The sequence below is a fragment of the Streptomyces sp. SYP-A7185 genome, assembly GCF_046103685.1.
Classification (GTDB): domain Bacteria; phylum Actinomycetota; class Actinomycetes; order Streptomycetales; family Streptomycetaceae; genus Streptomyces.
On record NZ_CP122310.1, the window covers coordinates 6,113,765 to 6,137,530 of the forward strand.

The 23,766-nt window shown below is 72.5% G+C and carries 17 protein-coding genes; 12 read left to right on the plus strand and 5 right to left on the minus strand.

Annotated features, from left to right (window positions below; genetic code table 11):
• Positions 1 to 71: 71 nt before the first annotated feature.
• Together QBL25_RS26965 and QBL25_RS26970 are read right to left on the minus strand one after the other, a co-directional pair.
• Positions 72 to 1,652 carry an alpha/beta hydrolase gene (locus QBL25_RS26965; protein WP_409059550.1) on the minus strand — a complete coding sequence of 527 codons (1,581 nt, stop codon included), beginning with the start codon at positions 1,650 to 1,652 and terminating at the stop codon, positions 72 to 74.
• 111 nt (positions 1,653 to 1,763) lie between these two features.
• The gene (locus tag QBL25_RS26970) at positions 1,764 to 4,712 is read right to left on the minus strand and encodes a YbhN family protein (protein WP_409059551.1); all 2,949 of its coding nucleotides are present in this window, start codon (positions 4,710 to 4,712) and stop codon (positions 1,764 to 1,766) included.
• A gap of 200 nt (positions 4,713 to 4,912) precedes the next feature.
• On the opposite strand from QBL25_RS26970, the gene QBL25_RS26975 reads away from it, so the two are divergent.
• The 6 genes from QBL25_RS26975 (at position 4,913) to nudC (ending at position 15,870) form a co-directional block, all read left to right on the plus strand.
• On the plus strand, positions 4,913 to 5,332 hold the full coding sequence (locus QBL25_RS26975; protein WP_409059552.1) for an MGMT family protein: 420 nt from the start codon (positions 4,913 to 4,915) through the stop codon (positions 5,330 to 5,332).
• 167 nt (positions 5,333 to 5,499) lie between these two features.
• Positions 5,500 to 8,937, plus strand: a complete 3,438-nt coding sequence (locus QBL25_RS26980; protein WP_409059553.1) for an ATP-dependent helicase — start codon at positions 5,500 to 5,502, stop codon at positions 8,935 to 8,937.
• 147 nt (positions 8,938 to 9,084) lie between these two features.
• Complete coding sequence (locus QBL25_RS26985; protein ID WP_409059554.1) at positions 9,085 to 9,786, plus strand: hypothetical protein; 702 nt, start codon at positions 9,085 to 9,087, stop codon at positions 9,784 to 9,786.
• Between the two features lie 73 nt (positions 9,787 to 9,859).
• A complete protein-coding gene (locus QBL25_RS26990; protein WP_409059555.1) occupies positions 9,860 to 13,411 on the plus strand; it encodes a UvrD-helicase domain-containing protein in 3,552 nt (1,183 codons plus the stop codon).
• A gap of 31 nt (positions 13,412 to 13,442) precedes the next feature.
• Positions 13,443 to 14,864 (plus strand): dipeptidase, encoded by a 1,422-nt coding sequence (locus tag QBL25_RS26995; RefSeq protein ID WP_409059556.1) that lies wholly within the window; start codon positions 13,443 to 13,445, stop codon positions 14,862 to 14,864.
• A gap of 58 nt (positions 14,865 to 14,922) precedes the next feature.
• A complete protein-coding gene (gene nudC / locus QBL25_RS27000; RefSeq protein WP_409059557.1) occupies positions 14,923 to 15,870 on the plus strand; it encodes an NAD(+) diphosphatase in 948 nt (315 codons plus the stop codon).
• Positions 15,871 to 15,959: 89 nt separating this feature from the next.
• Here nudC and QBL25_RS27005 read toward each other — a convergent pair whose 3' ends face one another.
• On the minus strand, positions 15,960 to 16,214 hold the full coding sequence (locus QBL25_RS27005; protein WP_409059558.1) for a glutaredoxin domain-containing protein: 255 nt from the start codon (positions 16,212 to 16,214) through the stop codon (positions 15,960 to 15,962).
• Between the two features lie 151 nt (positions 16,215 to 16,365).
• Here QBL25_RS27005 and QBL25_RS27010 point away from each other — a divergent pair, with 151 nt between their 5' ends.
• From QBL25_RS27010 to QBL25_RS27030, 5 genes are all read left to right on the plus strand, one after another.
• Entirely contained in the window at positions 16,366 to 18,573 is a 2,208-nt protein-coding gene (locus QBL25_RS27010; protein WP_409059559.1) for an ATP-dependent DNA helicase UvrD2, read from the plus strand.
• Positions 18,574 to 18,736: 163 nt separating this feature from the next.
• The gene (locus QBL25_RS27015) at positions 18,737 to 19,117 is read left to right on the plus strand and encodes a hypothetical protein (RefSeq protein WP_409059560.1); all 381 of its coding nucleotides are present in this window, start codon (positions 18,737 to 18,739) and stop codon (positions 19,115 to 19,117) included.
• A 167-nt stretch (positions 19,118 to 19,284) separates the two neighbouring features.
• Positions 19,285 to 19,653, plus strand: coding sequence for a WhiB family transcriptional regulator (locus QBL25_RS27020; protein WP_160507109.1), 369 nt, complete (start codon positions 19,285 to 19,287; stop codon positions 19,651 to 19,653).
• Complete coding sequence (locus QBL25_RS27025) at positions 19,650 to 19,973, plus strand: hypothetical protein (RefSeq protein WP_409059561.1); 324 nt, start codon at positions 19,650 to 19,652, stop codon at positions 19,971 to 19,973. Before QBL25_RS27020 ends, QBL25_RS27025 begins: the two co-directional genes overlap by 4 nt.
• A 129-nt stretch (positions 19,974 to 20,102) precedes the next feature.
• A complete protein-coding gene (locus tag QBL25_RS27030; protein WP_409059562.1) occupies positions 20,103 to 20,303 on the plus strand; it encodes a hypothetical protein in 201 nt (66 codons plus the stop codon).
• A 48-nt stretch (positions 20,304 to 20,351) separates the two neighbouring features.
• Here QBL25_RS27030 and QBL25_RS27035 read toward each other — a convergent pair whose 3' ends face one another.
• Positions 20,352 to 21,737 (minus strand): ABC1 kinase family protein, encoded by a 1,386-nt coding sequence (locus QBL25_RS27035; RefSeq protein ID WP_409059563.1) that lies wholly within the window; start codon positions 21,735 to 21,737, stop codon positions 20,352 to 20,354.
• Positions 21,738 to 21,778: 41 nt separating this feature from the next.
• A complete protein-coding gene (locus QBL25_RS27040) occupies positions 21,779 to 22,909 on the minus strand; it encodes a ThiF family adenylyltransferase (RefSeq protein ID WP_409059564.1) in 1,131 nt (376 codons plus the stop codon).
• 205 nt (positions 22,910 to 23,114) lie between these two features.
• Between QBL25_RS27040 and QBL25_RS27045 the strand changes: the two genes are divergently transcribed.
• Complete coding sequence (locus tag QBL25_RS27045; protein ID WP_409059565.1) at positions 23,115 to 23,711, plus strand: M48 family metallopeptidase; 597 nt, start codon at positions 23,115 to 23,117, stop codon at positions 23,709 to 23,711.
• Positions 23,712 to 23,766: the final 55 nt, after the last annotated feature.

Below are 23,766 nucleotides of genomic sequence, written 5' to 3' on the forward strand. Positions count from 1 at the left end.
GAAGACAGTCAAGCCATAGTAGGCGGGGCCACCGACGGTGACCTGGGCGGGCCGTGCGGCCCGCCCTCCCGTCACGAGCAGACCGTGCCCTCCTTGGGCACCGTGCCGTCGAGCAGATAGCCGTTCACCGCGTCGCGCACACAGGTGTTCTTGCTGTCGTACGCCCCGTGCCCCTGGCCCTTGTACGTCAGCTCGACCCCGACCCCCTTGCCGAGTGCTTGCGCCATCTTCTTCGCGCCCTCGTACGGCGTGGCCGGGTCGCCGGTGTTGCCGATGACCACGATGGGCGGTGCGCCCGCCGCGCCGACGTCCGGGTGGTCGGCGGCGCCGTCCACCGCCCAGTCGGTGCAGCCGACCATGCCCCACGCCAGGTAGTCCCCGAACAGCGGCGACGCCTCACGGAACGCCGGGAGCTTCTTCTCGACGTACTCCGGCGTGTAGCGCGCCTTGTCGTCCGCGCAGTTGATGGAGATGTTGGCGGCCTGGATGTTGCTGTAGGTGCCGTCCTGGTTGCGGCCGTTCATGGAGTCGGAGAGCGTCATCAGGATCTTGCCGTCGCCGTCGTACGCCTCGTCCAGGCCCTCGGTGAGGTACGGCCAGAAGTCCTTGGAGTACAGCGACTGCGCGATGCCGTTCGTGGCGGCGGTCTGCGTCAGCTCGCGCTCGCCCAGGCCGGGCAGCGGCTTGGCGTCCAGGCCGTCGAGCAGCTTCGCGATCTTGTCCTTGACGTCCTGCCCGGTGTCGCCGACCGGGCAGTCCTCGACCTGGGACGTGCAGTCCTCGGCGTAGTTGTCGAGGGCGAGCTGGAAGCCCTCGGCCTGCCCGAGCGAGCCCTCCTCCGCCGTCTCGGTGGGGTCGACGACCGCGTCGAAGACGGCTCGGCCCACCTTCTTGGGGAACAAGTGGGCGTAGACGCCGCCGAGTTCGGTGCCGTACGAGATGCCGAAGTAGTGCAGCTTGTCGTCGCCGAGCACCTGGCGCATCAGGTCCATGTCGCGGGCCGCGTCCGTGGTGCGCACGTGGGGGAGCACCTCGCCGGAGTTCTTCTCGCAGGCGCCGTTGAAGCCCTTCACGTTCTCGACGAGCTTCTTCCGCTCGGCGTCGTCGTCGGGGGTGGCGTCCTGCTGGAAGTACGTGTCGAGCTGTTCGTCGTCCTCGCACTTCACGCCCGCGCTGCGGCCGACGCCGCGCGGGTCGAAGCTCACCAGGTCGTAGCGGGTGCGCAGCTTGGCGTAGTCCTCGCCGAAGGCGGGCAGCGTGGTGACGCCCGAGCCGCCGGGGCCGCCGAAGTTGAAGACGAGCGAGCCGATCCGCTTGTCCTTCTGCCCGCTCGCCGCGGCGCGGATCAGGGCGACGTCGAGGGTGTCGCCCTTGGGCTCGTCCCAGTCGACGGGGGCCTTCATGGTGGCGCACTGCCAGGCGGCGCCGCCCGGCAGCGGGGAGGGGGCCTCGCCGCCGCCCTCGGAGGCGCTGGGCGCGGGGCAGTCCTTCCAGCTCAGTTCCTGGGCCGAGAGGTTCGCGTCCGCTGAGTCCTTGGTGTCCCTGGTGTCCTTGGTGTCCTTGGAGTCGTCACCGCCACAGGCCGCGAGGGACGCAGACAGCAGGAGCACGGTGGCGGCGACACGCGCCTTCAGGTTGGGCATGCTTCCCATCCTGCGGGGGGCGCAGACGGGGCGCACGGCTGGCTCGGCCTTCCGTGAACGGGCGCCGCTTCCTTCAGAGAAGGCCGTTCCTCAGGGGCTTGTCCCTCAGAGCCTCCTCTCTCAGAGAAGGCCCTTCCTCGTCAGGTGGTTGAAGAACAGCCACCCCGGGAGCACCGGCAGCCACAGCGTGAGGAGCCGGAACAGCAGGACCGCGGGCGCCGCCACGTCCTTGGGCACTCCCACTGCGATCAGACCGAAGGTGAGCGTCGCCTCGACCGCTCCGACACCGCCGGGCGTGGGCGCGGCCGAGCCGAGCGCGTTGCCCGCGAGGAAGACCACGGCGACGCTGGCCAGGGTCAGCGGCTTCATCTCCGTGGTGCTGAAGGCACGTACCGAAGCGTCGAGGCAGAGCACGAACATCAGCGTCAGGAGGAGCATGCCGCCGATGCCCGTGAGCAGCTTCTGGGGGCGTTGCAGCACGTCCAGCATGCGCGGCACGACGCCCGCGAAGAGCGAGCGCACGCGCGTGACGACGAATTTCCGCAGGAAGGGGATGGCGGTCACCACGAGCACCAGGACCGCGACCGAGAGGAGACCGGCGATGACCGTCCGGGACGGCGAGAGGGACGGCGTCTTCTCCGTGCCGGTCACATAACCGAAGATCATCAGCAGCATGATGTGCGAGCCGAGGCCGAACAGCTGCGAGGCGCCGACGCTCGCCACCGCGAGACCGGAGCGCACCCCGGAGCGCTGGAGGAAGCGCGTGTTGAGCGCGACGCCGCCGACCGCGGCGGGCGCCACGATCTTCACGAACGACCCGGCGACCTGCGCCTGCACGGCCCGCAGGAACGGCACCCGCTCCGGCACGAAGCCCAGCAGGCTCATCGCCGCAGCGAAGTAGCTGAGCGCCGAGCACGCCACGGCCACCGCGACCCAGCCCCACTCCGCCTCGCCGACGATGGTGTTGAAGTCCACGTGCGTGAGCTGCGAGAGCAGGAAGTACGCGCCGATGGCGCCGGCGATGAAACTGATGAGCGTGCGCGGCCTGATCCGCTCCAGCTGGGCGGGCTCGACGGGCGCCTGCGGCCGGATGAGCAGCACCTGGTGCCGGATCTGGGTGAGCAGGTCCTCCTCGCGGGCCTGGTCGAGCGCGACGTCTATGGCCTGCTTCTCGGCCTGCTTCTCCGCCCGGACGGTCTTGCGGTCGGGGCCCTTGCCGCCGCCCTCGGCGGCCTCCAGGGCGTCCGCGGCCGCGTCGGCGTCCGCCTCCGCCGCGCGGGCCAGCTTGTCCTTGCGGGACGCCTCGAGGACCGCCTCGCGCTCGCGCTGCGACCGCTCCCGGGCCAGCCTGCGCAGGGTGCCCCGGGTGGAGCGGGTCAGTGCGATGGGCTGGAGCAGCGGCAGGCAGTCGGCGACCGAGTCGGGGCCGAGCACGTCGACCGCGGTCGCGACCGCGCGCTCGGCGCCCACGCGCAGTCCGAAGGCGGTCAGGAGCTGGGCGATGTCCATCCGCAGGACCAGGTCGCCCGCGGCGATCTCACCGCCCCGCAGGTCGGTCAGGATCACCGTGCCGGAACGATCCACCAGAATCGCGTCGCCCGCGAGCCTGCGGTGCGCGATCCGGCGCGACTGGAGCGCCCGCACCTGCCGCCAGGTGTCGCACAGCAGCTCGTCGGTGATGACCTCGTCCGGCAGGGAGTCCAGGGTGCGGCCGCCGGTGTGCTCGTAGACGAGGATCACCGCGTCGGGGCCGAGCTCGGAGGTGGCGATCAGCTTGGGGGCGTTGGCCCCGGCCGCGATCGCCGCGTACGCGAGGAGGGCCTCCTGCTCCAGGGCCTGGCGCAGCGACTGAAGGCTGCGGCGCTGGGTGATGCCGCGCAGCGTGAGCCTGCGCCACACGCGGTAGAAGAAGCCCTGCGCCTGTTGTTCGCGGTCGATGACCGTGACGTCCAGGGGCGGGCCGTCCTCCAGGGTGACGAAGTAGCGGCGGCCGCGGTCGTGCTCGCTGTCCGGGGAGTCCTCGCGGGCCGCGCTCACCGGGTGGAAGCCGACGTGCCGCAGGCCGGCGAGCAGTGTCTGGCCGGTGGGCCGGACGTTCGGCGAGCCGACCGCGTACAGCGTGCCGTAGGCCACGCTCCAGCCGAGCAGGACCGTCAGGATGATCGAGAACGGCGTGGTGTAGCCGGTGACCAGCATGGTGAAGGCGTCGAGCAGCAGCACCACCCACAGGACCACGCGCCACCGTGGTCTTCGGGACATCCCCACGGCCGTCATATAGGCGATGACCGGGGCGAGATAGCCGTGCACGGGATCGGTGAGCGCGTGCAGATCGCCGGGGGACGGCCGGGTCAGGGCCTCTTGGATGGAGCCCGGCGCGGCCTTGGCGACCCAGAGATCGGTGGCCAGCGTCACGCCGTGCGCGAGGACGGCGGCGAGGACGCCGTCGGCGATGCGCAGTCCGTCCCGCTTGACCAGGCGTTCGATGGCGAAGGCGACGGGTACGAGCAGGACACCGATGCTGGCGGTGAGGCCCGCGAACTTGATCAGGAGGTCGGGCGCCTGGTCCGTGCCCTTGTCGATGTCCTGGGCGAGGCCCGAGGTCGTGCCGTGGGCGAAGGCGGCGATGGCGAGGACGACGACGATCCCGAGGACGCCGACGAGGAGCCGCATGAGGTCCGAGGGGCGGTGCACGCGCGCGGCGAGCAGCGGTTCGTCACCGGCGACCCGGTCGCTGTGGGATTCCTCGCCGTCGGCGCAGTCGTCCGCGCTCCGGCGTGCGCCTTGGCCGGCGCCTTGGCCGGCGTCCTGGCCTGTGCCCTGGCCTGTGCCGTGGTCCAGGCTCTCGTCGGCGCTCTCGTCGGTGCTCTCGGCGGGCACGAAGGCGTCCTGGGCTTCGTAGGCGCGGGGAACCTCGGAGGCGGCGTCCCGTGCGTCTTCGCCGGGCCTCTCGTGCTTCTCGCCGGGCTTCTCGCCGGACTTCTCGTGCTTCTCGTGCTTCTTCAGGGAGTGCCCACCGGTGTCCGGGTGCGCCTCGGCCGCAGGGGTGCCCGCCGTCTCATCGGGGTGCACGTCCTGCTGCTCCGTCGCCTCTTCTTGATCTCGTATCACCAGTCACCGCCCGCATGATGGTGGCATGTCCCACCGACAGAGGGGGGCATCAGGGTGCAATGCGGGGGCGCAAAGTGTTCACCGGGCTCCAGTTTGTCTCGTACCGCACACTCTGTCGCGGGCCGCTCACGGTGTCGGTGGGGTGCGGCAGGATGGACCGGATGAGCGAGGAGAGTGGAGCGGAGCAAGACCTTCCGGAGTATCCCGAGTACGCGGAGCGGGTGCTCGAGGTCGCGGAGCTGATCCCGCCGGGGCGGGTGATGACCTACGGGGACGTCGCCGAGTGGCTGGAGGAGGGCGGCCCCCGGCAGGTCGGCCGGGCGATGGCCCTCTACGGAGGGGCCGTGCCGTGGTGGCGTGTCGTGCGTTCGGACGGCGTGCTCCTGCCGGGCCACGAACTGCGGGCGATGGACCACTACCGCGCGGAGGGCACGCCGCTGCGCGAGGCGAGCCGGGCGTCCCAGGGCCATCTGCCGCGCCTCGACATGCGCAGGGCGCGCTGGGACGGCGCGGCGGCCGTCGACGACGCGACGGCGGGCGGCGGGGCCGCTCACCCGCGGGCTCCGGAGGCTCACACCTGACAGCTTCGGCCATCCCGCGGCGTCGCGGGGGCCCGGTGGCCCGTACGGGGGAAGCGACGCGTCCCGCACGTCCCCTGGCGTAGCGTCGACCGCACGCATTTCCCTCACCCCGCAGCCATCGCGCAGCTGATTTTCGATCCGTAACCCCACCAGGACCGGCGACCCACGTGAGCTCCACTTCTTCCGCCCGGCACACCCGGCACCCGTCGCACCACCAGGCGCGACAGGGGACCCAGGGTGCCTATCGGCTGGTGCGCACCCCGCCGGTCCGCGTGGATCCCCCTCGTCTTGACGCACGTCAGCGTGCGGTGGTTGACCACCCCGGCGGTCCGCTGCTCGTCCTCGCGGGGCCCGGCACCGGCAAGACGACGACGCTCGTGGAGTCCGTCGCCGCGCGGATCGCGAAGGGCACGGAGCCGGAGCGGGTCCTCGTCCTCACGTTCAGCCGCAAGGCCGCGGTGGAGCTGCGCGACCGCATGGCGCTGCGCATAGGCGCGGCCAACGCGCCGCAGGCGACGACCTTCCACTCCTTCTGCTACGCCCTCATCCGCGCCCACCAGGACGCGGACCTGTTCGTCGAGCCGCTCCGGCTGCTCTCGGGCCCCGAGCAGGACGTGGCGGTACGGGAGCTGCTCGCGGGCCAGATCGACCTGGCGGGGGAGGGGCGCGCCCACGTCCGCTGGCCGGACGAGCTGCGGGCCTGTCTGACGACGCGGGGCTTCGCCGACGAGGTGCGCGCGGTGCTCGCGCGGAGCCGTGAACTGGGGCTCGGGCCCGATGCCCTGGACGCCTTCGCGCGCCGCGCGGGGCGCCCGGACTGGCGCGCGGCCGCGGCGTTCCTCGCGGAGTACCTGGACGTGCTCGACATGCAGGGCGTGCTCGACTACGCGGAACTGGTGCACCGCGCGGTCCTGCTCGCGCGCCGCCCCGAGGTCGCGCGGGCGCTCGGCACGCAGTACGACGCCGTGTTCGTCGACGAGTACCAGGACACCGATCCCGCGCAGGTGCGGCTGCTGCACGCGCTGGCCGGGGGCGGGCGCTCCCTCGTCGCGTTCGGCGACCCGGACCAGTCGATCTACACCTTCCGCGGCGCCGACGTGAACGGCATCCTGGAGTTCCCTTCCGACTTCCCGCGCGCGGACGGCACCCCGGCGCCGGTGGAGGTCCTCACGACGTCCCGCAGGTCGGGCGCCGGCCTGCTGGCCGCCACCCGCCTGCTCACCCGGCGGATGCCGCTGACCCGGCTGCCCGCCGAGAAGGTACGGGCCCACAGGGAGCTGGCCGCGGTCAGGGACGGCGGCCGGGTGGAGGCGTACACCTATCCGACGTCCGGCGCCGAGCTCGACAACATCGCGGACATCCTGCGCCGCGCGCATCTGGAGGACGGCGTCCCCTGGGGCGAGATGGCGGTCCTGGTCCGCGCGGGCGCCCACACGATCCCGGCGGTCCGCCGCAGCCTCACCGCGGCGGGCGTCCCCCTGGACATCGACGGCGACGACATCGCCCTCCGCCACGAACCAGCGGTGACCCCTCTGCTGACGGCACTGAGGGCGGTGGCGGAGGCGGTGGTGTCCCAGGGCCCGGCGCCCGAGCCCGAGCCCGAAGCCTCCACGCCCTCCGAGTCCAAGTCCGAGCCCGAGTCCGAGCCCGAGTCCGAGCCTCAGTCCGAGCCCGAGCCCGAGTCCGAGCCCCAGCCCGAAGCCACCACGCCCCCCGGGCCCCCCGCCCCCGTCTGGCTCGGTACCGAGACCGCCTTGGCGCTTCTCGCCTCGCCCCTCGCCGGGATGGACGCCGCCGATCTGCGGCGGCTCGGGCGGGCCCTTCGCGCGGAGGAGCGGGCCGCGGGCAATCATCTGCCCGCGCCCTCCGACGAGCTGCTGGCCCGCGCGCTGGCCGAGCCGGAGCGGCTCGTCGCGCACGACCCCGCGTACGCCCGAGGCGCCCAGCGGCTCGGCGCGCTGCTGCGCAAGGCCCGCGAGCGGCTCGCGGGCGGCGGCACCGCCGAGGAGGCCCTCTGGGAGCTGTGGGACGGCACCCCGTGGCCGCGCCGCCTGGAGCGGACCGCGCGCCGGGGCGGCGCCGCGGGACGCAACGCGGACCGGGACCTCGACGCGGTCTGCGCCCTGTTCGCGTACGCCTCCCGCGCCGAGGAACGCACCGGGGGCCGCGGCGCCCTCAACTTCCTGGAGGAGACCGAGGCGCAGGACATCGCCGCCGACACCCTCACGCGCAGGGCGGTACGCCCCGACGCCGTACGCCTGATGACGGCGCACCGCTCCAAGGGCCTGGAGTGGCGGCTCGTGGTGGTCGCCGGCGTCCAGGAGGGCCTCTGGCCCGACCTGCGCCGCCGCGGCTCCCTCCTGGAGGCCGACCGCATCGGAAGCGACGGCCTCGCCGAACCCCTCACCCCCGGAGCGCTCCTCGCCGAAGAGCGCCGGCTGTTCTACGTGGCCGCCACACGCGCGCGTGAACGCCTCGTCGTCACCGCCGTCAAGGCGCCCGCGGACGACGGCGACCAGCCCTCCCGCTTCCTCACCGAACTCGGCGTCGAACCCAAGGACGTCACGGGCCGCCCCCGCCGCCCCCTGTCCGTCTCCGCGCTCGTCGCCGAGCTGCGCTCCACCACCGTCGACCCCCGGGTCTCCCCGCCGCTGCGGGAGGCCGCGGCCCAGCGCCTGGCCCGGCTCGCCGCGCTCAGCGACGCCGACGGGCGGCCGCTCGTGCCCTCGGCGCACCCGTACCGCTGGTGGGGGATGTACGAGCCGACGGCGAGCGAGGTCCCCCTCAGGGACCGCGACAAGCCCGTCGTCCTCTCCGGAAGCGCCCTGGACCAGCTCGCCAACACCTGCTCCCTCCAGTGGTTCCTGGGCCGCGAGGTGAAGGCGGACGCCCCGGCGACCGCCGCCCAGGGCTTCGGCAACGTGGTGCACGTCCTGGCCGACGAGGTCGCGTCCGGCAGGACACCCGCCGACCTCGCCGTCCTCATGGAGCGCCTCGACTCGGTCTGGGACGCGCTGGCCTTCGACGCCCCCTGGAAGTCGGAGCAGGAGAAGGGCCACGCGCGCGTGGCGCTCGAACGCTTCCTCCAGTGGCACGTGATGGACCGCGCGGCCCGCACCCCCGTCAGCAGCGAGCACGACTTCGACGTGACCCTCGAAGCGGGCCCCTACGAAGTACGCGTCCGCGGCTCCATGGACCGCGTCGAGCAGGACGCGCACGGGCGCGCGTACGTGGTCGACTTCAAGACGGGCAAGCAGACCCCCAGCGCCGCCGAGGTCGCCCGCCACCCGCAGCTCGCCGTCTACCAGCTCGCCCTGCGCGAAGGCGCGGTCGACGACGTCTTCGGGGGCGAACGCCCGGAGGCGGGCGGCGCGGAACTGGTGCAGCTGCGTCAGGGGGCCGCCAAGAAGGACGGCGGCGAGATCCTCCCCAAGGTGCAGGCCCAGGAGCCCCTTTCGGGGGACTGGGTGGGCGACCTGCTCGCCACCGCGGCCGGCAAGGTGCTGGACGAACGCTTCTCGCCGACCACGGGACAGCACTGCACCCACTGCGCGTTCCGCGCCTCGTGCAGCGCCCGCCCGGAGGGCCGGCAGGTCGTGGACTGACGTGTGCGCCACCCGTGCGGTTGGTGGCCAAGCTCACGTCACGGCACGTGCGTTCATAGCAGCCTCACAGGCCATCTAAAGTCTCGGTAAAGCTGATTTGTGCACCAGTGGACCTCCGATCGTGCACCTTCCCTAGGAGATACAGACATGGCAGCCAACCGGAAGCTCCTGACCGCGGCAGTCGCATGCGCCGCCGTGTTCGTCGGCGTGACGGGCTGCTCCAGCGAGGAGAAGGACCCGTTCGACGGCATGAGTGCCGACAAGATCGCCAAGAAGGCGGCCGACGCGTCCAAGGGCGCGGGCTCCTTCCGGGTGTCCGGCGAGGGCAAGCAGGACGCCAAGACGGTCAAGGTCGACTTCTCGGTCGCCAAGTCCGGTGACTGCAAGGGCAAGATGGACGGCGGCAAGGGTGGCGTCGCCGAGCTGCTCGTCTCGGGCGACAACCAGTACATGAAGGGCGACGAGGCGTTCTGGAAGGACGCCATGGGCGGCAGCGGTCAGGCCGCGACCCTCAAGCTCGAGGACAAGTGGGTGAAGACGCCGAACGCCAAGGGCGAGGGCGTCTGTGACGCCGACGCCATGTTCCGGTCCAAGGAGCTGAAGAAGCTCAAGCGCGAGAAGGACTCCGAGGTGGACGGCAAGAAGGCGGCCGTCCTCACGAAGGACGACGCGGGCAAGAAGACCACCTTCTACGTCGCCGCCGAGGGCAAGCCGTACTTCCTGAAGGTCGTCACCTCCGGCAAGGAGGACCCGGGGACGATGCACTTCTCCGACTACGGCAAGACCGTCACCGTCAAGGCGCCGGCGTCGAGCGAGATCATGGACATGGAAGAGCTCATGAAGTCCTGACGCACGAGGCGACGGCGGTCACCGGCGACCGGGCATGCCCCGATTGTCGGTGGCCGCCGCTAGCCTCTCTGACGTGCCACCTCGTATCACCGACCCCGAGCAGCTCAAAGAGCTCCTCGGCATCCCGTTCACCCCGGAGCAGACGGCCTGCATCACCGCGCCGCCCGCCCCGCAGGTGATCGTGGCCGGAGCCGGGTCGGGCAAGACGACGGTGATGGCGGCCCGCGTGGTCTGGCTGGTCGGCACCGGGCAGGTCGCCCCCGAGCAGGTCCTCGGCCTGACGTTCACGAACAAGGCGGCCGGTGAGCTGGCCGAGCGGGTGCGCCAGGCCCTCGTCAAGGCCGGGGTCACCGACCCCGAGGCCCTGGACCCGGACCACCCGCCGGGCGAGCCGGTCATCTCCACGTACCACGCCTTCGCGGGCCGCCTCCTGACCGACCACGGGCTGCGCATAGGGCTCGAACCCACCGCCCGGCTGCTCGCCGACGCCACCCGCTTCCAGCTCGCCGCGCGCGTGCTGCGCGAGGCACCGGGCCCCTATCCCGCGCTGACCCGCTCCTTCCCCGACCTCGTCAGCGACCTCCTTACGCTCGACGGCGAGCTCGCGGAACATCTCGTACGGCCCGAAAGGCTCCGCGCGTACGACACCGAGCTGCTGCGCGCCCTGGAGGGCGCCAAGCTCTCCAACGCCGACCTGCGCAAGGTGCCCGAGACGGCGGCGGCCCGGCTCGAACTGGCCGATCTGGTGGGCCGCTACAGGGAGGCGAAGCGCTCCCGCGACCTCCTCGACTTCGGCGACCAGATCGCCCTGTCCGCGACCCTCGCCCGCACCCGCGCGGAGGTCGGCGAGATCCTGCGCGAGGAGTTCCGCGTCGTCCTGCTCGACGAGTACCAGGACACGTCGGTGGCCCAGCGCATCCTCCTCGCGGGCCTCTTCGGAGGCGGCACGGGCCACCCGGTGACGGCGGTCGGCGACCCCTGCCAGGCGATCTACGGCTGGCGCGGCGCCTCCGTGGCGAACCTCGACGACTTCCCCGAGCACTTCGCGCACGCCGACGGACGCCCCGCGGCCCGCCACGCGCTCAGCGAGAACCGCCGCAGCGGCGGCCGCCTCCTGGACCTGGCGAACGGCCTCGCGGAGCCGCTGCGCGCGATGCACGCGGGCGTGGAGGCCCTGCGGCCCGCGCCCGGCGCCGAGCGCGACGGCATGGTGCGCTGCGCCCTGCTGCGGACGCACGCCGAGGAGATCGACTGGATCGCCGACTCGATCGCGCACCTCGTGCGCACCGGCAAGGCCCCCGGCGAGATCGCGGTCCTGTGCCGCACGGCGACGGACTTCGCGCAGATCCAGGGCGCCCTGGTCGCCCGCGACGTCCCCGTGGAGGTCGTCGGCCTCTCCGGGCTCCTGCACCTGCCCGAGGTCGCCGACCTGGTCGCCGTCTGCGAGGTGCTCCAAGACCCGGGCGCCAACGCCTCCTTGGTGCGCCTGCTGACCGGCCCGCGCTGGCGCATCGGCCCGCGCGACCTCGCCCTCCTGGGCCGCCGCGCCCGCCTTCTCGTACGGCACGGGCGTGCGGCCCCGGGCGACGACCCGGACCGGCGGCTCGCCGAAGCGGTCGAGGGGGTCGACCCCGCCGAGGTGATATCGCTCGCGGACGCGCTCGACACGTTCCTGGAGACGCCCCTGGAGGGGGACGCGGAGGACGACGGGCTGCCCTTCTCGCCGGAGGCACGGGTGCGGTTCGCCCGTCTCGCTGCCGAACTGCGCGACCTGCGCCGCTCGCTCGCCGACCCGCTGATGGACGTGCTGCACCGCGTGCTCGCCGTCACGGGCCTGGAGGTCGAGCTCTCCGCGTCGCCGCACGCCCTGGCGGCCCGCCGCCGCGAGACCCTCTCGAACTTCCTGGACGTCGCCGCGTCCTTCGCCGCGAACGACGGCGGGGCGAGCCTGCTGGCCTTCCTCGCCTTCCTGCGGACGGCCGCGCAGTACGAGAAGGGCCTGGACAACGCCCTGCCCGGCGGCGAGAACACGGTCAAGGTGCTCACCGCCCACAAGTCGAAGGGCCTGGAGTGGGACGTCGTGGCCGTCCCCGGCCTGGTCACCGGGACGTTCCCCAGCACCCAGGGCCGCGAGAAGTGGACGGCCCAGGGCAAGGTCGTCCCGCACGCGCTGCGCGGGGACGCGGCGACCCTGCCCGACATCGAGGCGTGGGACGCCCGGTCCATGAAGGCGTTCCACGAGGACATGAAGGAGCACCAGCGCACGGAGGAGCTCCGCCTGGGCTACGTGACGTTCACGCGCCCCCGCTCGCTGCTCCTGGGCTCCGGCCACTGGTGGGGCCCCTCGCAGAAGAAGCCGCGCGGCCCCTCGGACTTCCTCCGCGCGCTGTACGACCACTGCGTGCTGGGCCACGGCGAGATCGAGGCCTGGGCGGACGAACCGGAGGAGGACGAGGAGAACCCCGCCCTCGCGAAGGGCGCCGCCGAGCACGCGTGGCCGCTGCCGCTGGACGACGCCTCCCTGGCCCGCCGCAGGGCCGCCGCGCAGACGGTCCTGACGCATCTGGACCTCCTTACGGGGCAGGGCCCGCCGGACGACGCCCGCTCGCACGAGGAGCCCCACCCCTCGGCGTACGACGACGTGCCCCCGGCCGAGGACCCGGACTGGCCGCCCCCTCCCGAGGACGAGGAGCCGCCCTTCGAAGAGGGCGAAGTGCCGGACGTCACCCCGGAGGACTGGGACGCCCTGGCCCAGGAGCGCCCCGCGCTGCCCCACGCGCGCGTGCACCCGCCCACCGCCCCCGGAGCAGATCCGCACCAGGCCCCCGTCCCGCACCAGGCCCCCGAGCCCGAGGCGCTGCCCCACCCGCCCGGGCCCGCCCCGGAGCGCCCCCGCCTCACCCCGGAGGAGGCCCGCACGCTCGCCTCCTGGGACCGCGACCTGGACGCCCTCACCGGCGAGCTCCTGCGCGCCCGCGAGGCGGTCAGGGACATCCCCGTACCCGCGTCGCTCACCGCGTCCGAGGTGCTGCGTCTCGCCGCCGACCCGGAGGGCTTCGCGCAGGAACTCGCGCGCCCCATGCCGCGCCCGCCGCAGCCCGCGGCCCGGCGCGGCACCCGCTTCCACGCCTGGATCGAGACCCGCTTCGAGGAGCTGCGCCTCCCGCTGCTCGCCCCCGAGGACCTGCCGGGCGGCGGTCCGGGCGAGGCCGAGATCGCCGACGAACGCGACCTGGAGGCGCTCAAGGAGGCCTTCGAGCGCACCGAGTACGCCCACCGCTCCCCGCACCGCGTCGAGGTGCCCTTCCAGCTGACGCTCGCCGGCCGCGTCGTCCGCGGCCGCATCGACGCGGTCTACAAGGAGGTGGACGGCGACGACGTGACGTACGAGATCGTCGACTGGAAGACGAGCCGCACCCGCACCGCCGACCCCCTCCAGCTCGCCGTCTACCGTCTGGCCTGGGCCGAGCTGCACGATCTGCCCCCGGAGTCCGTGAAGGCCTCGTTCCTGTACGTGCGCAGCGGCGAGACCTCGCGCCCCGCGCACCTGCCCGGCCGGGCCGAGCTGGAGCGGATCCTGCTGGAGGAACCGGGCGGGCGTCCGGGTGACGAACCACCGGCGTGACCGGCTCCCGGAGGCGGCTAGGCTCGTGACCATGAGCCAGTCCGTTGACAGTGACGTCAGTGGCGTCAGCGCCGTTCGTACGTACATTCAGTCCCACCGTGCCGCCTTCCTCGACGACCTCGCCGAGTGGCTGCGCATCCCCTCGGTGTCGGTACAGCCCGACCACGCGCCGGACGTGCGGCGCAGCGCGGACTGGCTCGCCGCACGCCTCAAGGAGACCGGCTTCCCGACCGCCGAGGTCTGGCAGACGCCCGGCGCTCCCGCCGTCTTCGCCGAGTGGCCTTCCGGGGACCCAAAGGCGCCCACGGTCCTCGTCTACGGCCACCACGACGTGCAGCCCGCGGCCCGCGAGGACGGCTGGCACACGGACCCCTTCGAGCCCGTCGTCCAGGGCAATCGCCTCTACGCGCGCGGTGCCGCCGACGACAAGGGCCAGGTGTTCTTCCACACACTCGGCGTCCGCGCCCACCTCGCCGCCACCGGCCGCAGCGCCCCCGCGGTGAACCTGAAGCTCCTGATCGAGGGCGAGGAGGAGTCGGGCTCCCCGCACTTCCGCGCGCTGATCGAGGAGCACAAGGAGCGCATCGCGGCCGACGCGGTGATCGTCTCGGACACCGGCATGTGGGCGGAGGACACCCCCACGGTCTGCACCGGCATGCGCGGCCTCGCCGACTGCGAGATCGAGCTGCGCGGCCCCGACCAGGACATCCACTCGGGCTCCTTCGGCGGCGCGGTGCCGAACCCGGCGACCGCCGCCGCCCGTCTCGTCGCCGCGCTGCACGACGAGCACGCGCGCGTGGCCGTCCCCGGCTTCTACGAGGGCATCACCGAACTCACCGACCGCGAGCGCGAACTCTTCGCCGAGCTGCCCTTCGACGAGGAGCGCTGGCTGCGTACGGCCAAGTCGCACGCGACCCACGGAGAGGCGGGCCACACCACCCTGGAGCGCATCTGGGCCCGCCCCACCGCCGAGGTGAACGGCATCGGCGGCGGCTACCAGGGAGCGGGCGGCAAGACGATCATTCCGTCGTCCGCCCTCCTGAAGCTGTCCTTCCGGCTGGTCGCGGGCCAGGACCCCGACCGCGTCGAGGACGCCGTGCGCACCTGGGTCGCCGACCAGCTGCCGGCCGGGATCAGCCACACGATCACCTTCGGCGCCGCCACGCGCCCGTGCCTGACGCCGCTCGACCACCCCGCCCTCCAGTCCGTCGTACGGGCGATGGGGCAGGCGTTCGAGCAGCCGATCCGCTTCACCCGCGAGGGCGGTTCGGGACCGGCGGCCGACCTCCAGGACGTGCTCGCCGCCCCCGTGCTCTTCCTGGGCATCTCCGTGCCGTCCGACGGCTGGCACGCGCCGAACGAGAAGGTCGAGATCGACCTGCTCCTCAAGGGAGTCGAGACGACGGCCTACCTGTGGGGCGATCTCGCCGAGCACTGGCGCGCGGCACACTGAGCCCCGCCTTGACGACCTTGCTGAACCACCCATTCCATCGGGGGAGTTGGAAGCACCTGTGACCACCTGGACCGACCGCACCGCTGATCGTCCCGTCTCGCTCACCGCACCGAGCGGCATCGACCGCGCGGCCCACCACCGCCTCGACGAGGCCTGGCTCGCCGCCGCCTGGAGCCACCCCACGACACGGGTCTTCGTGGTCTCCGGCGGCCAGGTCCTCATCGACGAGACGCCGGACGGCACCACCGAACTGGTGATGACCCCGTCCTTTGAGGCACCCCTCACCGAGGCCCACCGCTACTTCCTGGGCACGGACGACGACGGCGTCAGCTACTTCGCGCTCCAGAAGGACTCCCTGCCGGGCCGCATGGACCAGCAGGCGCGCCCCGCGGGCCTGCGCGAGGCGGGCCTGCTCCTGTCGCCCCGCGACGCGGGCCTGATGGTGCACGCCGTGGCCCTGGAGAACTGGCAGCGCCTGCACCGCTTCTGCTCGCGCTGCGGCGAGCGCACCGTCATCGCGGCGGCCGGCCACATCCGCCGCTGCCAGGCGTGCGGCGCCGAGCACTACCCGCGGACGGACCCGGCCGTGATCATGGCGGTCACGGACGACGAGGACCGCCTCCTGCTCGGCCGCCAGGTGCACTGGCCCGAAGGCCGCTTCTCGACCCTCGCGGGCTTCGTCGAGCCCGGCGAGTCCATCGAGCAGTCCGTGCGCCGCGAGGTCTGGGAGGAGGCCGGCGTGACGGTCGGCGCCGTCGAGTACGTCGCCAGCCAGCCCTGGCCGTTCCCCTCCAGCCTCATGCTGGGCTTCATGGCGTCGGCGACCTCTTCGGAGATCAACGTCGACGGCGAGGAGATCGAGGAGGCCCGCTGGTTCTCCCGGGAGGACCTGCGGGCGGCGTTCGAGTCCGGAGAGGTCCTGCCGCCCTACGGGATCTCGATCGCGGCCCGGCTGATCGAACTCTGGTACGGAAAGCCCCTGCCGAAGCCGGGCAGCGTCGGCTGAGCCCCGCCGCACGCCGTCCCCCGCGGCACGCGGACGCAGAAGACCCCCGCACCCTGAGGTGCGGGGGTCTTCGCGGTGGAGCGGGAGACTCAGGCGGCGATGGCCTGCTTCACCTGGGCGAGGCTCGGGTTCGTCATCACGGACTCGGTGCCCGCGTCGGAGACGACCAGCAAGGTCGGGACCGTCTGGTTCCCGCCGTTCGCCTTCTCCACGAAGGCCGCGGAATCCGGGTCGTGCTCAATGTTGATCTCGTTGTACGTGATGCCCTCGCGGTCCATCTGGCTCTTCAGCCTGCGGCAGTAGCCGCACCACGTGGTGCTGTACATCGTCACAGTGCCCGGCATGTGTCTCGCGCTCCTTTGCTGCTCGGGGTGCGTCATCGCAATGACCAGAACGTACGTGACCCGGCCACCATTCCCGTATTAGTACGACTGCACCCGCCTCCCTGTGGACAACCGTGCTCACGCGCCTCCGGCGACCTGGCAGCATGGCGGGGTGACAGCAGCAACGCGCTCCACCCTCTTCCCGCAGGTCCCGGACTCTGCCGACGCGGTGCTCGCCGGGCTCGACCCCGAGCAGCGCGAGGTGGCCACCGCCCTGCACGGGCCGGTGTGTGTCCTGGCGGGCGCGGGCACGGGAAAGACCCGCGCGATCACCCACCGGATCGCCTACGGCGTGCGGGCCGGCATCCTCCAGCCGGCCAGCGTGCTCGCCGTCACGTTCACCAACCGCGCGGCGGGCGAGATGCGCGGCCGCCTGCGCCAGCTCGGCGCCTCCGGGGTCCAGGCGCGCACGTTCCACTCCGCGGCCCTGCGCCAGCTCCAGTTCTTCTGGCCCAAGGCGGTCGGCGGCCAGCTGCCCCGGATCGTCGACCGCAAGATCAAACTCGTCGCGGACGCCGCGGCCGCCTCCCGCATCCGCCTGGACCGCAACGAACTGCGGGACGTGACGAGCGAGATCGAGTGGTCCAAGGTCACCCAGACCGTCCCCGCGGACTACGCCGCCGCCGCCGCGAAGTCCGGCCGCCTCATCCCCCGGGACGCGGCGGAGATCGCCCAGATCTACGGCGCGTACGAAGACCTCAAGCGCGATCGTTCGGTCATCGACTTCGAGGACGTCCTGCTCCTGGCCGTCGGCATCCTCCAGGACCGGCACGACATCGCCGACCAGGTCCGCGCCCAGTACCAGCACTTCGTGGTCGACGAGTACCAGGACGTCAGCCCCCTCCAGCAGCGCCTCCTGGAGCTGTGGCTCGGCGACCGCGACAGCCTCTGCGTCGTCGGCGACGCCAGCCAGACGATCTACTCCTTCACCGGCGCGACCCCCGACCACCTGCTGAACTTCCGCACCCGCCACCCCGGGGCGACGGTCGTCAAGCTCGTCCGGGACTACCGCTCCACGCCCCAGGTCGTCCACCTCGCCAACGGCCTGCTCTCCCAGGCCCGTGGCCGCGCCGCCGACCACCGCTTGGAGCTGATCTCCCAGCGCGAAGCCGGAGCCGAACCCTTCTACACGGAGTATGCGGACGAGCCCGCCGAGGCCGAAGGCGCCGCCCGCCGCATCCGCGCCCTCATCGCCGACGGCGTCCCGGCGAGCGAGATCGCGGTCCTCTTCCGCACGAACTCCCAGTCCGAGATCTATGAACAAGCCCTCGCCGACGCCGGTGTGGCCTATCAGCTGCGGGGCGCCGAGCGGTTCTTCGAGCGCACCGAGGTCAGGGAGGCGGGCGCGGCCCTGCGCGGCGCGGCCCGCTTCGGGGGCAACGACTCCCTCCTCGACGACGTCGTCGACCTGCCCTCGCAGGTGCGGGCCGTCCTGTCCACGAAGGGCTGGACGACCCAGCCCCCCGCGGGCTCCGGCGCGGCCCGCGACCGCTGGGAGTCCCTGGCGGCCCTGGTGCGCCTTGCCGAGGACTTCGCGCGGGCCAAGCCCGACGCGACGCTGTCGGACCTCGTGGGGGAGCTGGACGAGCGCGCGAGCGCCCAGCACGCGCCGACCGTCGAGGGCGTCACGCTCGCCTCGCTGCACGCCGCCAAGGGCCTGGAGTGGGACGCCGTCTTCCTGGTAGGTCTCGCCGAGGGCATGATGCCGATCACGTACGCCAAGACCGACGAGCAGGTGGAGGAGGAGCGCCGCCTCCTGTACGTGGGCGTCACCCGGGCCCGTGTCCACCTCTCCCTGTCCTGGGCCCTGTCCCGCTCCCCGGGCGGCCGCGGCGGACGCCGCCCCAGCCGCTTCCTCGACGGGCTGCGGCCCGGCTCGGGCGCGGGCAGCGGGGCGCGCGCGGCGGGCGGCGGTCCCGGCGGCGTGGAGCGCGGCACCGGCGGCGAGGAGAGCCCCGGCCCCCGCAGCCGCCGGAGGACGAGCAGGTCACCGGCCCGCTGCCGGGTCTGCGGGCGGTCCCTGACCGACGCGGGCGAGATGAAGCTGATGCGGTGCGAGGACTGCCCGTCCGACATGGACGAGGGGCTGTACGAACGCCTGCGGGAGTGGCGCGAGGGCCAGGCCGAGCTCCTGGGACAGCCCGCCTTCTGCGTGTTCACGGACAAGACCCTGATGGCCATCGCGGAGGCCTCGCCGGACGAGGAGGGCGAGCTGGCCCGCATTCCCGGCGTCGGCGTCCGCAAGCTGAATCGCTTCGGCTCCGATGTCCTCGCCATTTGTGCAGGTGAGGAGCGTGTAAGGGGCGCCGATGTCGACTGATTCAAACTCGTCGAAAAAATAGTTTGCGCATGCGCAAGGAAGACCCATAGGTTCTTAAGCACGGGAACGGCGGCTTCTCCGAAGCCCTCGCCCCGTGCTGTACTTAATAGCCCGCAGGATCGGTCCCGGCCGATCCCATAGACGCCGAGAGGAGGCGATTCCAGTGATCAGCATCAACAAGAGCTTCATCAGCACCGCGAAAATGACCGATCGCTCGGTCGTCGCTTCCTGCCTGCTCGGCTTCTCGAACCTGGGCACCGGTCTGTCCGGTGGCATTGCTGCCGCCGCCGTCCGTCCGGAGTCCTCCGTCCTGCCTCTGGCCCGCCCGCGCACCCTCGGTACCGCTGTCGCCGTGCTTCCGATGCGTGAGGTCAATGAAGGCAGCGAGCGAGCGACCAAGGCACCGGAAGCAGTAGTGACGGCTCAGGCGCAGGCCTATGCCTTTGCCGCCGCCGGTGCCGGATCCAAGAAGCAGACGACGCAGCACCAGCACCACACGATGTGGGCCTTCCGTGGGCTCGAACCCTGGAGTGATCCAGTCTGATCCTCGATCAGACCGGCGCCTTCAGGGCCGCGGAACCCCACCCGGGATCCGCGGCCCTTCTGTTTTCCCCAAAACGGGATGACGGAGCGAAGGGGCCGAGCAAGACCCGGTACCAGCCGCCAACCGGCCGACCCAGGCCGGCACGACCAGACGAGGAAAACACCACCGTGCAACTCGAAGCGCACGCCCCGTCCGTACCGCCTTCAGAGACTCTCCCGCCGCCCGCTCCCACGGAGGACCCGACCTTGACTCCCCTCACCGCGCTCACCGCGCTCGACGACGCCATCGAGAACCTCGGCGTACCCGTTCCCTGCCGTGCCTACGACCCCGAGGTCTTCTTCGCCGAGTCGCCCGCCGACGTCGAGTACGCCAAGTCGCTCTGCCGCACCTGCCCGCTGATGGAGGCCTGCCTCGCCGGCGCCAAGGAGCGGCGTGAGCCGTGGGGCGTCTGGGGCGGCGAGCTCTTCGTCCAGGGTGTCGTCGTGGCCCGCAAGCGTCCGCGTGGGCGTCCGCGCAAGAACCCGGTCGCCGCATGAACACCGCCGGAACCATCGATCGCCCCCTGACGCACGACCCCAAGAAGCAGGCCCCGATGAAGGCAGCCACCGCCGAGCCCGCAGGCTCCGCCACCCCGGACTTCACCACCACCGGCGCGAACGACTCGCGTCAGAACAGGACCCGCGAGATGCAACTCATCCCAGAAGCCATGGCTCGTGCGCATATGCACGAACGCATGCGGGAGGCCGAGGCCCAGCGCCCCGCCGTCCGTCTGATGGCGGCCCGTCGGATGCAGCGCCGCGCCGAGCGCGCGTCGCTGCGTGCCCGGCGCGCGCTCGCCCTCGCCGTCATGCAGTGACGCGTCGGCCCACACGCTGACGCGACCGACGAGCTTCACCACGATGCCCGCGGGGGCCGGTCCGAACGGACCGGCCCCCGCGGTGCGTTGTGCCCTGCGAACCCCCGGGAGCGGCGATAGGGTCGCAGGGTGGACCAGCAGACTCCTCAGCCCGCGGGCAGCGAGAATGCCGAGCAACTCGTGTGTTCCCGCTGCGGCACGGTCGCCGAAGGCACGCCGCCCACCTGGACCTGCTCCGTGGAGAACGGCGTGCGTCGCTATTTCTGCGACTCCTGCGCCCGCGAGAACCTCAGAGCCATCGAGGGCCGCCTCGACTCCCCCTGGTGGTGAGCCTCAGGCCCACCCGGTGGTGAGCCTCAAGCCACCCGGTGGTGAGCCTCAGGCTCCGGCCGCCGGGTCGTCCGCCTCCAGCTCTTCCTGTTCTTCGTGACCGTCCGGCTCCTCCTCCAGGAAGCCCGGCAGCCACTCCTCCAGCTCCTCCCGCATCCGCACGGTCGCCCCGAGCTGACAGAGCACCCCGATCGTGCTCAACGTCACACGGTGGATCAGCAGATACGACGGCGGGAGGTTCAGCCGCTTGCCCAGCTGATAGGCGGGGGAGCGGGGATCGGCCACCCGCGCCGCCTGGCCGCGCATCCAGCCGCGAGTGAAGGTGAACTCCTCCACCAGCATCGGCTCGATGATCGGCAGCAGATAGTCGAGCACCGCGTCCGGTTCGAGCTCCACGGACTCCTGGACGAAGTCCTCCTCGCGCAGCATCGCGTAGACCGCGTCGGCCTCGCCGTCCAGCGTCATCCGCAGGGAGCGGCCGATGGTCGGGGGGAGCCCGCCGGGCAGCCGGTCGACCGTGCCGAAGTCGAGGACCCCGAGCCGCCAGCCGTCCTTCTCGTCCGGCACGAGGCGGAAGTTGCCCGGATGCGGGTCGGCGTGCAGCAGGCCGGTGCGCGCCGGACCCGAGAAGAGGAAACGGGCGAGGAGCTGTCCCGCCCGGTCCCGCTGCTCCTGGGTGCCGTCCGCGATGATGTCCGAGAGCGGCGTCCCGTCCATCCACTCGGTCACCAGGACCTGATCGCACTGGTGCACCACGCCCGGCACCACGACGTCCGGATCGTCCGCGAACTCCTCGGCGTGCGCGCGCTGGGCCTGGGCCTCCAGGCCGTAGTCGAGCTCCTCGGAGACGCGGTCGCGCAGCTCGGCGATGAGCGGCTTGATGTCCATGCCCGGGATCAGCGGTCCGAGCAGCTTGGCGAACCGGCTGAGTTGGTTCAGGTCCGAGAGCAGCGCCTCGCCCGCCCCCGGATACTGCACCTTGACCGCGACCTCGCGACCGTCCGCCCACACCGCGCGGTGGACCTGGCCTATCGAGGCGGCCGCGGCCGGCTTGTCCTCGAATTCCAGGAACAACTCGCGCCAGTCCTCGCCCAGGCGCTCCGCGAGCACGGTATGCACCGTGCGCGTCGGCATCGGCGGCGCCGCTTCCTGGAGCTTCGTCAGCGCGGCGCGATAGGGCCCCGCGACCTCCTCCGGCAGCGCCGACTCGAAGACCGACAGGGCCTGGCCGAACTTCATGGCCCCGCCCTTGAGCTCGCCGAGCACCTTGAACAGCTGCTCCGCCGTGCGCTGCTGGAGCTCACGGCCGACGATCTCCGCCGACTTGCCGCCGATCCGCTTCCCGAGCCCCCAGGTCGCCCGCCCGGCGAAGCCGAGTGGCAGCGCGGCCAATTTGGCGGTTCGGGTTACCGCCTTCCGGGGAAGATCAGACATGCGCCCCTCCAAGTCCCAGACAGCCACGCCCTCGCAGGCGGTTACCCGGCCATTGTGTCGTGCGGCTCTTCGTCCCCGGTGGGGTGTTCCCCCTTATCCATCACACCCGCCCCGCACGGGCACGTGAGATGCGGTGGCACCGGCCGTGCGTGCCAGTCGAATCCCGGCACGGACGCCTCCCAGCGGACCCCCGCGCTCGCCGGTGCCGCTCCGTCCAGAAAGGCCAGGGCGTGCGCCGCGGCGAGGCCGGCGACCGTGGTCGACAGTGCCAGATCGCAGGCGTGGACCGGGCGGGCACGTCCTGAACGCCACTGTGCCAGCATGCGCGGCCAGGTCGGGTCCCGCTCGGCGCGGCCAAGCGCCAGGCAGTTCGCGCAGGCCGTCGTCCCCGGGAGGACGAGCGGCCCCACCACTCCGGTTCCCTCGATCACCCCCGCGTAGAGATGGGGGGTCCCCGATGTGACGAGTGCCTCGGCGGCGCGCGGATCGGGCGCGTGGACGTCCAGCCCGTCCCGCGGCGCGAGGATCACGAGGGACAGCCCCGCCTCGCCTTCTCCCCGGGCCCGGCGGGGCGGCCGGTCCGGAGCCCACTGCCGCACCGCCCGCCGCGCCGCGGTGTCCCTGCGGTCGCCGACCGCTTCGGCGGGCAGCCCGCCCGGCGCCACGTCCCAGGGTTCGACGACCCCGCCCTCCATCACGTCGACCTGCCCCACGCCCGCCCCCGACAGGACCGAGGCCACCACCGCTCCCACCCGGCCCGCGCCCCGCACCTGCACCCGCCCCGCGCGGCGGGCCGCAAGCCGCCGCATCCCGTCGCCCGGCTCGCGGGTCACCACCGAAAGACCGGCGAGGTCCGGGCGCAGCCGGTCCATGGCCGCCGTCCGCTCGCGTAGGGCCTCGGCCGCCTCGCCGCCGCCCCGCGCGTCGTCGACGAGCCCGGCCCTGGACAGCCGCCGCACCAGCGTGTCCACGTGGTCGTCGGGCAGGCCCATCCGCTTGCCCTCCTCGCGCAGGAGCGGCAGCCCGCGTGTCCCGTCCAGGAGCTGGAGGAAGCTGCCCGTCGCCGTGTCGACGGGACCCAGCACCAGGGCGTGGGCGGGCGCCACGCCGAACTGGATCGTGTTCAGATCGCGCCAGCCGCGCCGCAACGCCGGTTTCAAGATCGGATACATGGTCTTCGTCCCCCGTGCTTCTGTGGCGCCGTTCCCGTCCGCACCACCGGTCGACAGCCAGAATGCCCGCCTCGGCGAACAGTCGCGGAACGTTGTCCACAGGCTGGGGGTATTCGTCGTACTAATCGATCGCACGGGGAGCGATACCCCGCCGAACCGTCCCGGAGGCGGGACTTCCCCCACGCCCAGCGGGTAACGTCGGGGCGTGCCCGCCGACCCACTGCACCGCGCCGGAAACCCACAGCGCAGCATGACCAGCCCGCCGCCACCCGGCTCGGGGGCGAGCGCGGTCGAGGTCAGACGGAGCGCCCGCCGCCGCAGAACGGTCTCCGCGTACCGCGAGGGCGACCGGACCGTCGTGCTCATCCCCGCCCGGATGTCCGAGGCCGAGGAGCAGCGCTGGGTCAACGTCATGCTGGACAAGCTCGCGGCCCAGGAGAGCAAACGGGTCCTGGGCGACGCGGAACTCGCCGAGCGCGCCGAGCGGCTTTCCGAGCAGTACTTCGGCGGCCGGGCCAGGCCCGCCTCCGTTCGCTGGGTCACGAACCAGAACACCCGGTGGGGCTCGTGCACCCCGTCGGAGGGCAGCATCCGCCTTTCGCACCGGTTGCAGGGCATGCCCGAGTACGTCGTCGACTACGTCCTCGTCCACGAGCTCGCCCACCTGCTCGTCCCCGGGCACGGCCCCAATTTCTGGCAGCTCCTCGAGGCCTATCCCCGTACGGAACGGGCCCGTGGGTACCTCGAAGGTGTGGTCGCGGCCGACCGGCTGCCCCACCTGCCCGCCGCCCGCGACGAGTGAACTTCCCCCGCCCGCGGACGTTGTGTACCGGGTCTGTACCGGCTTGGTCCGCCGT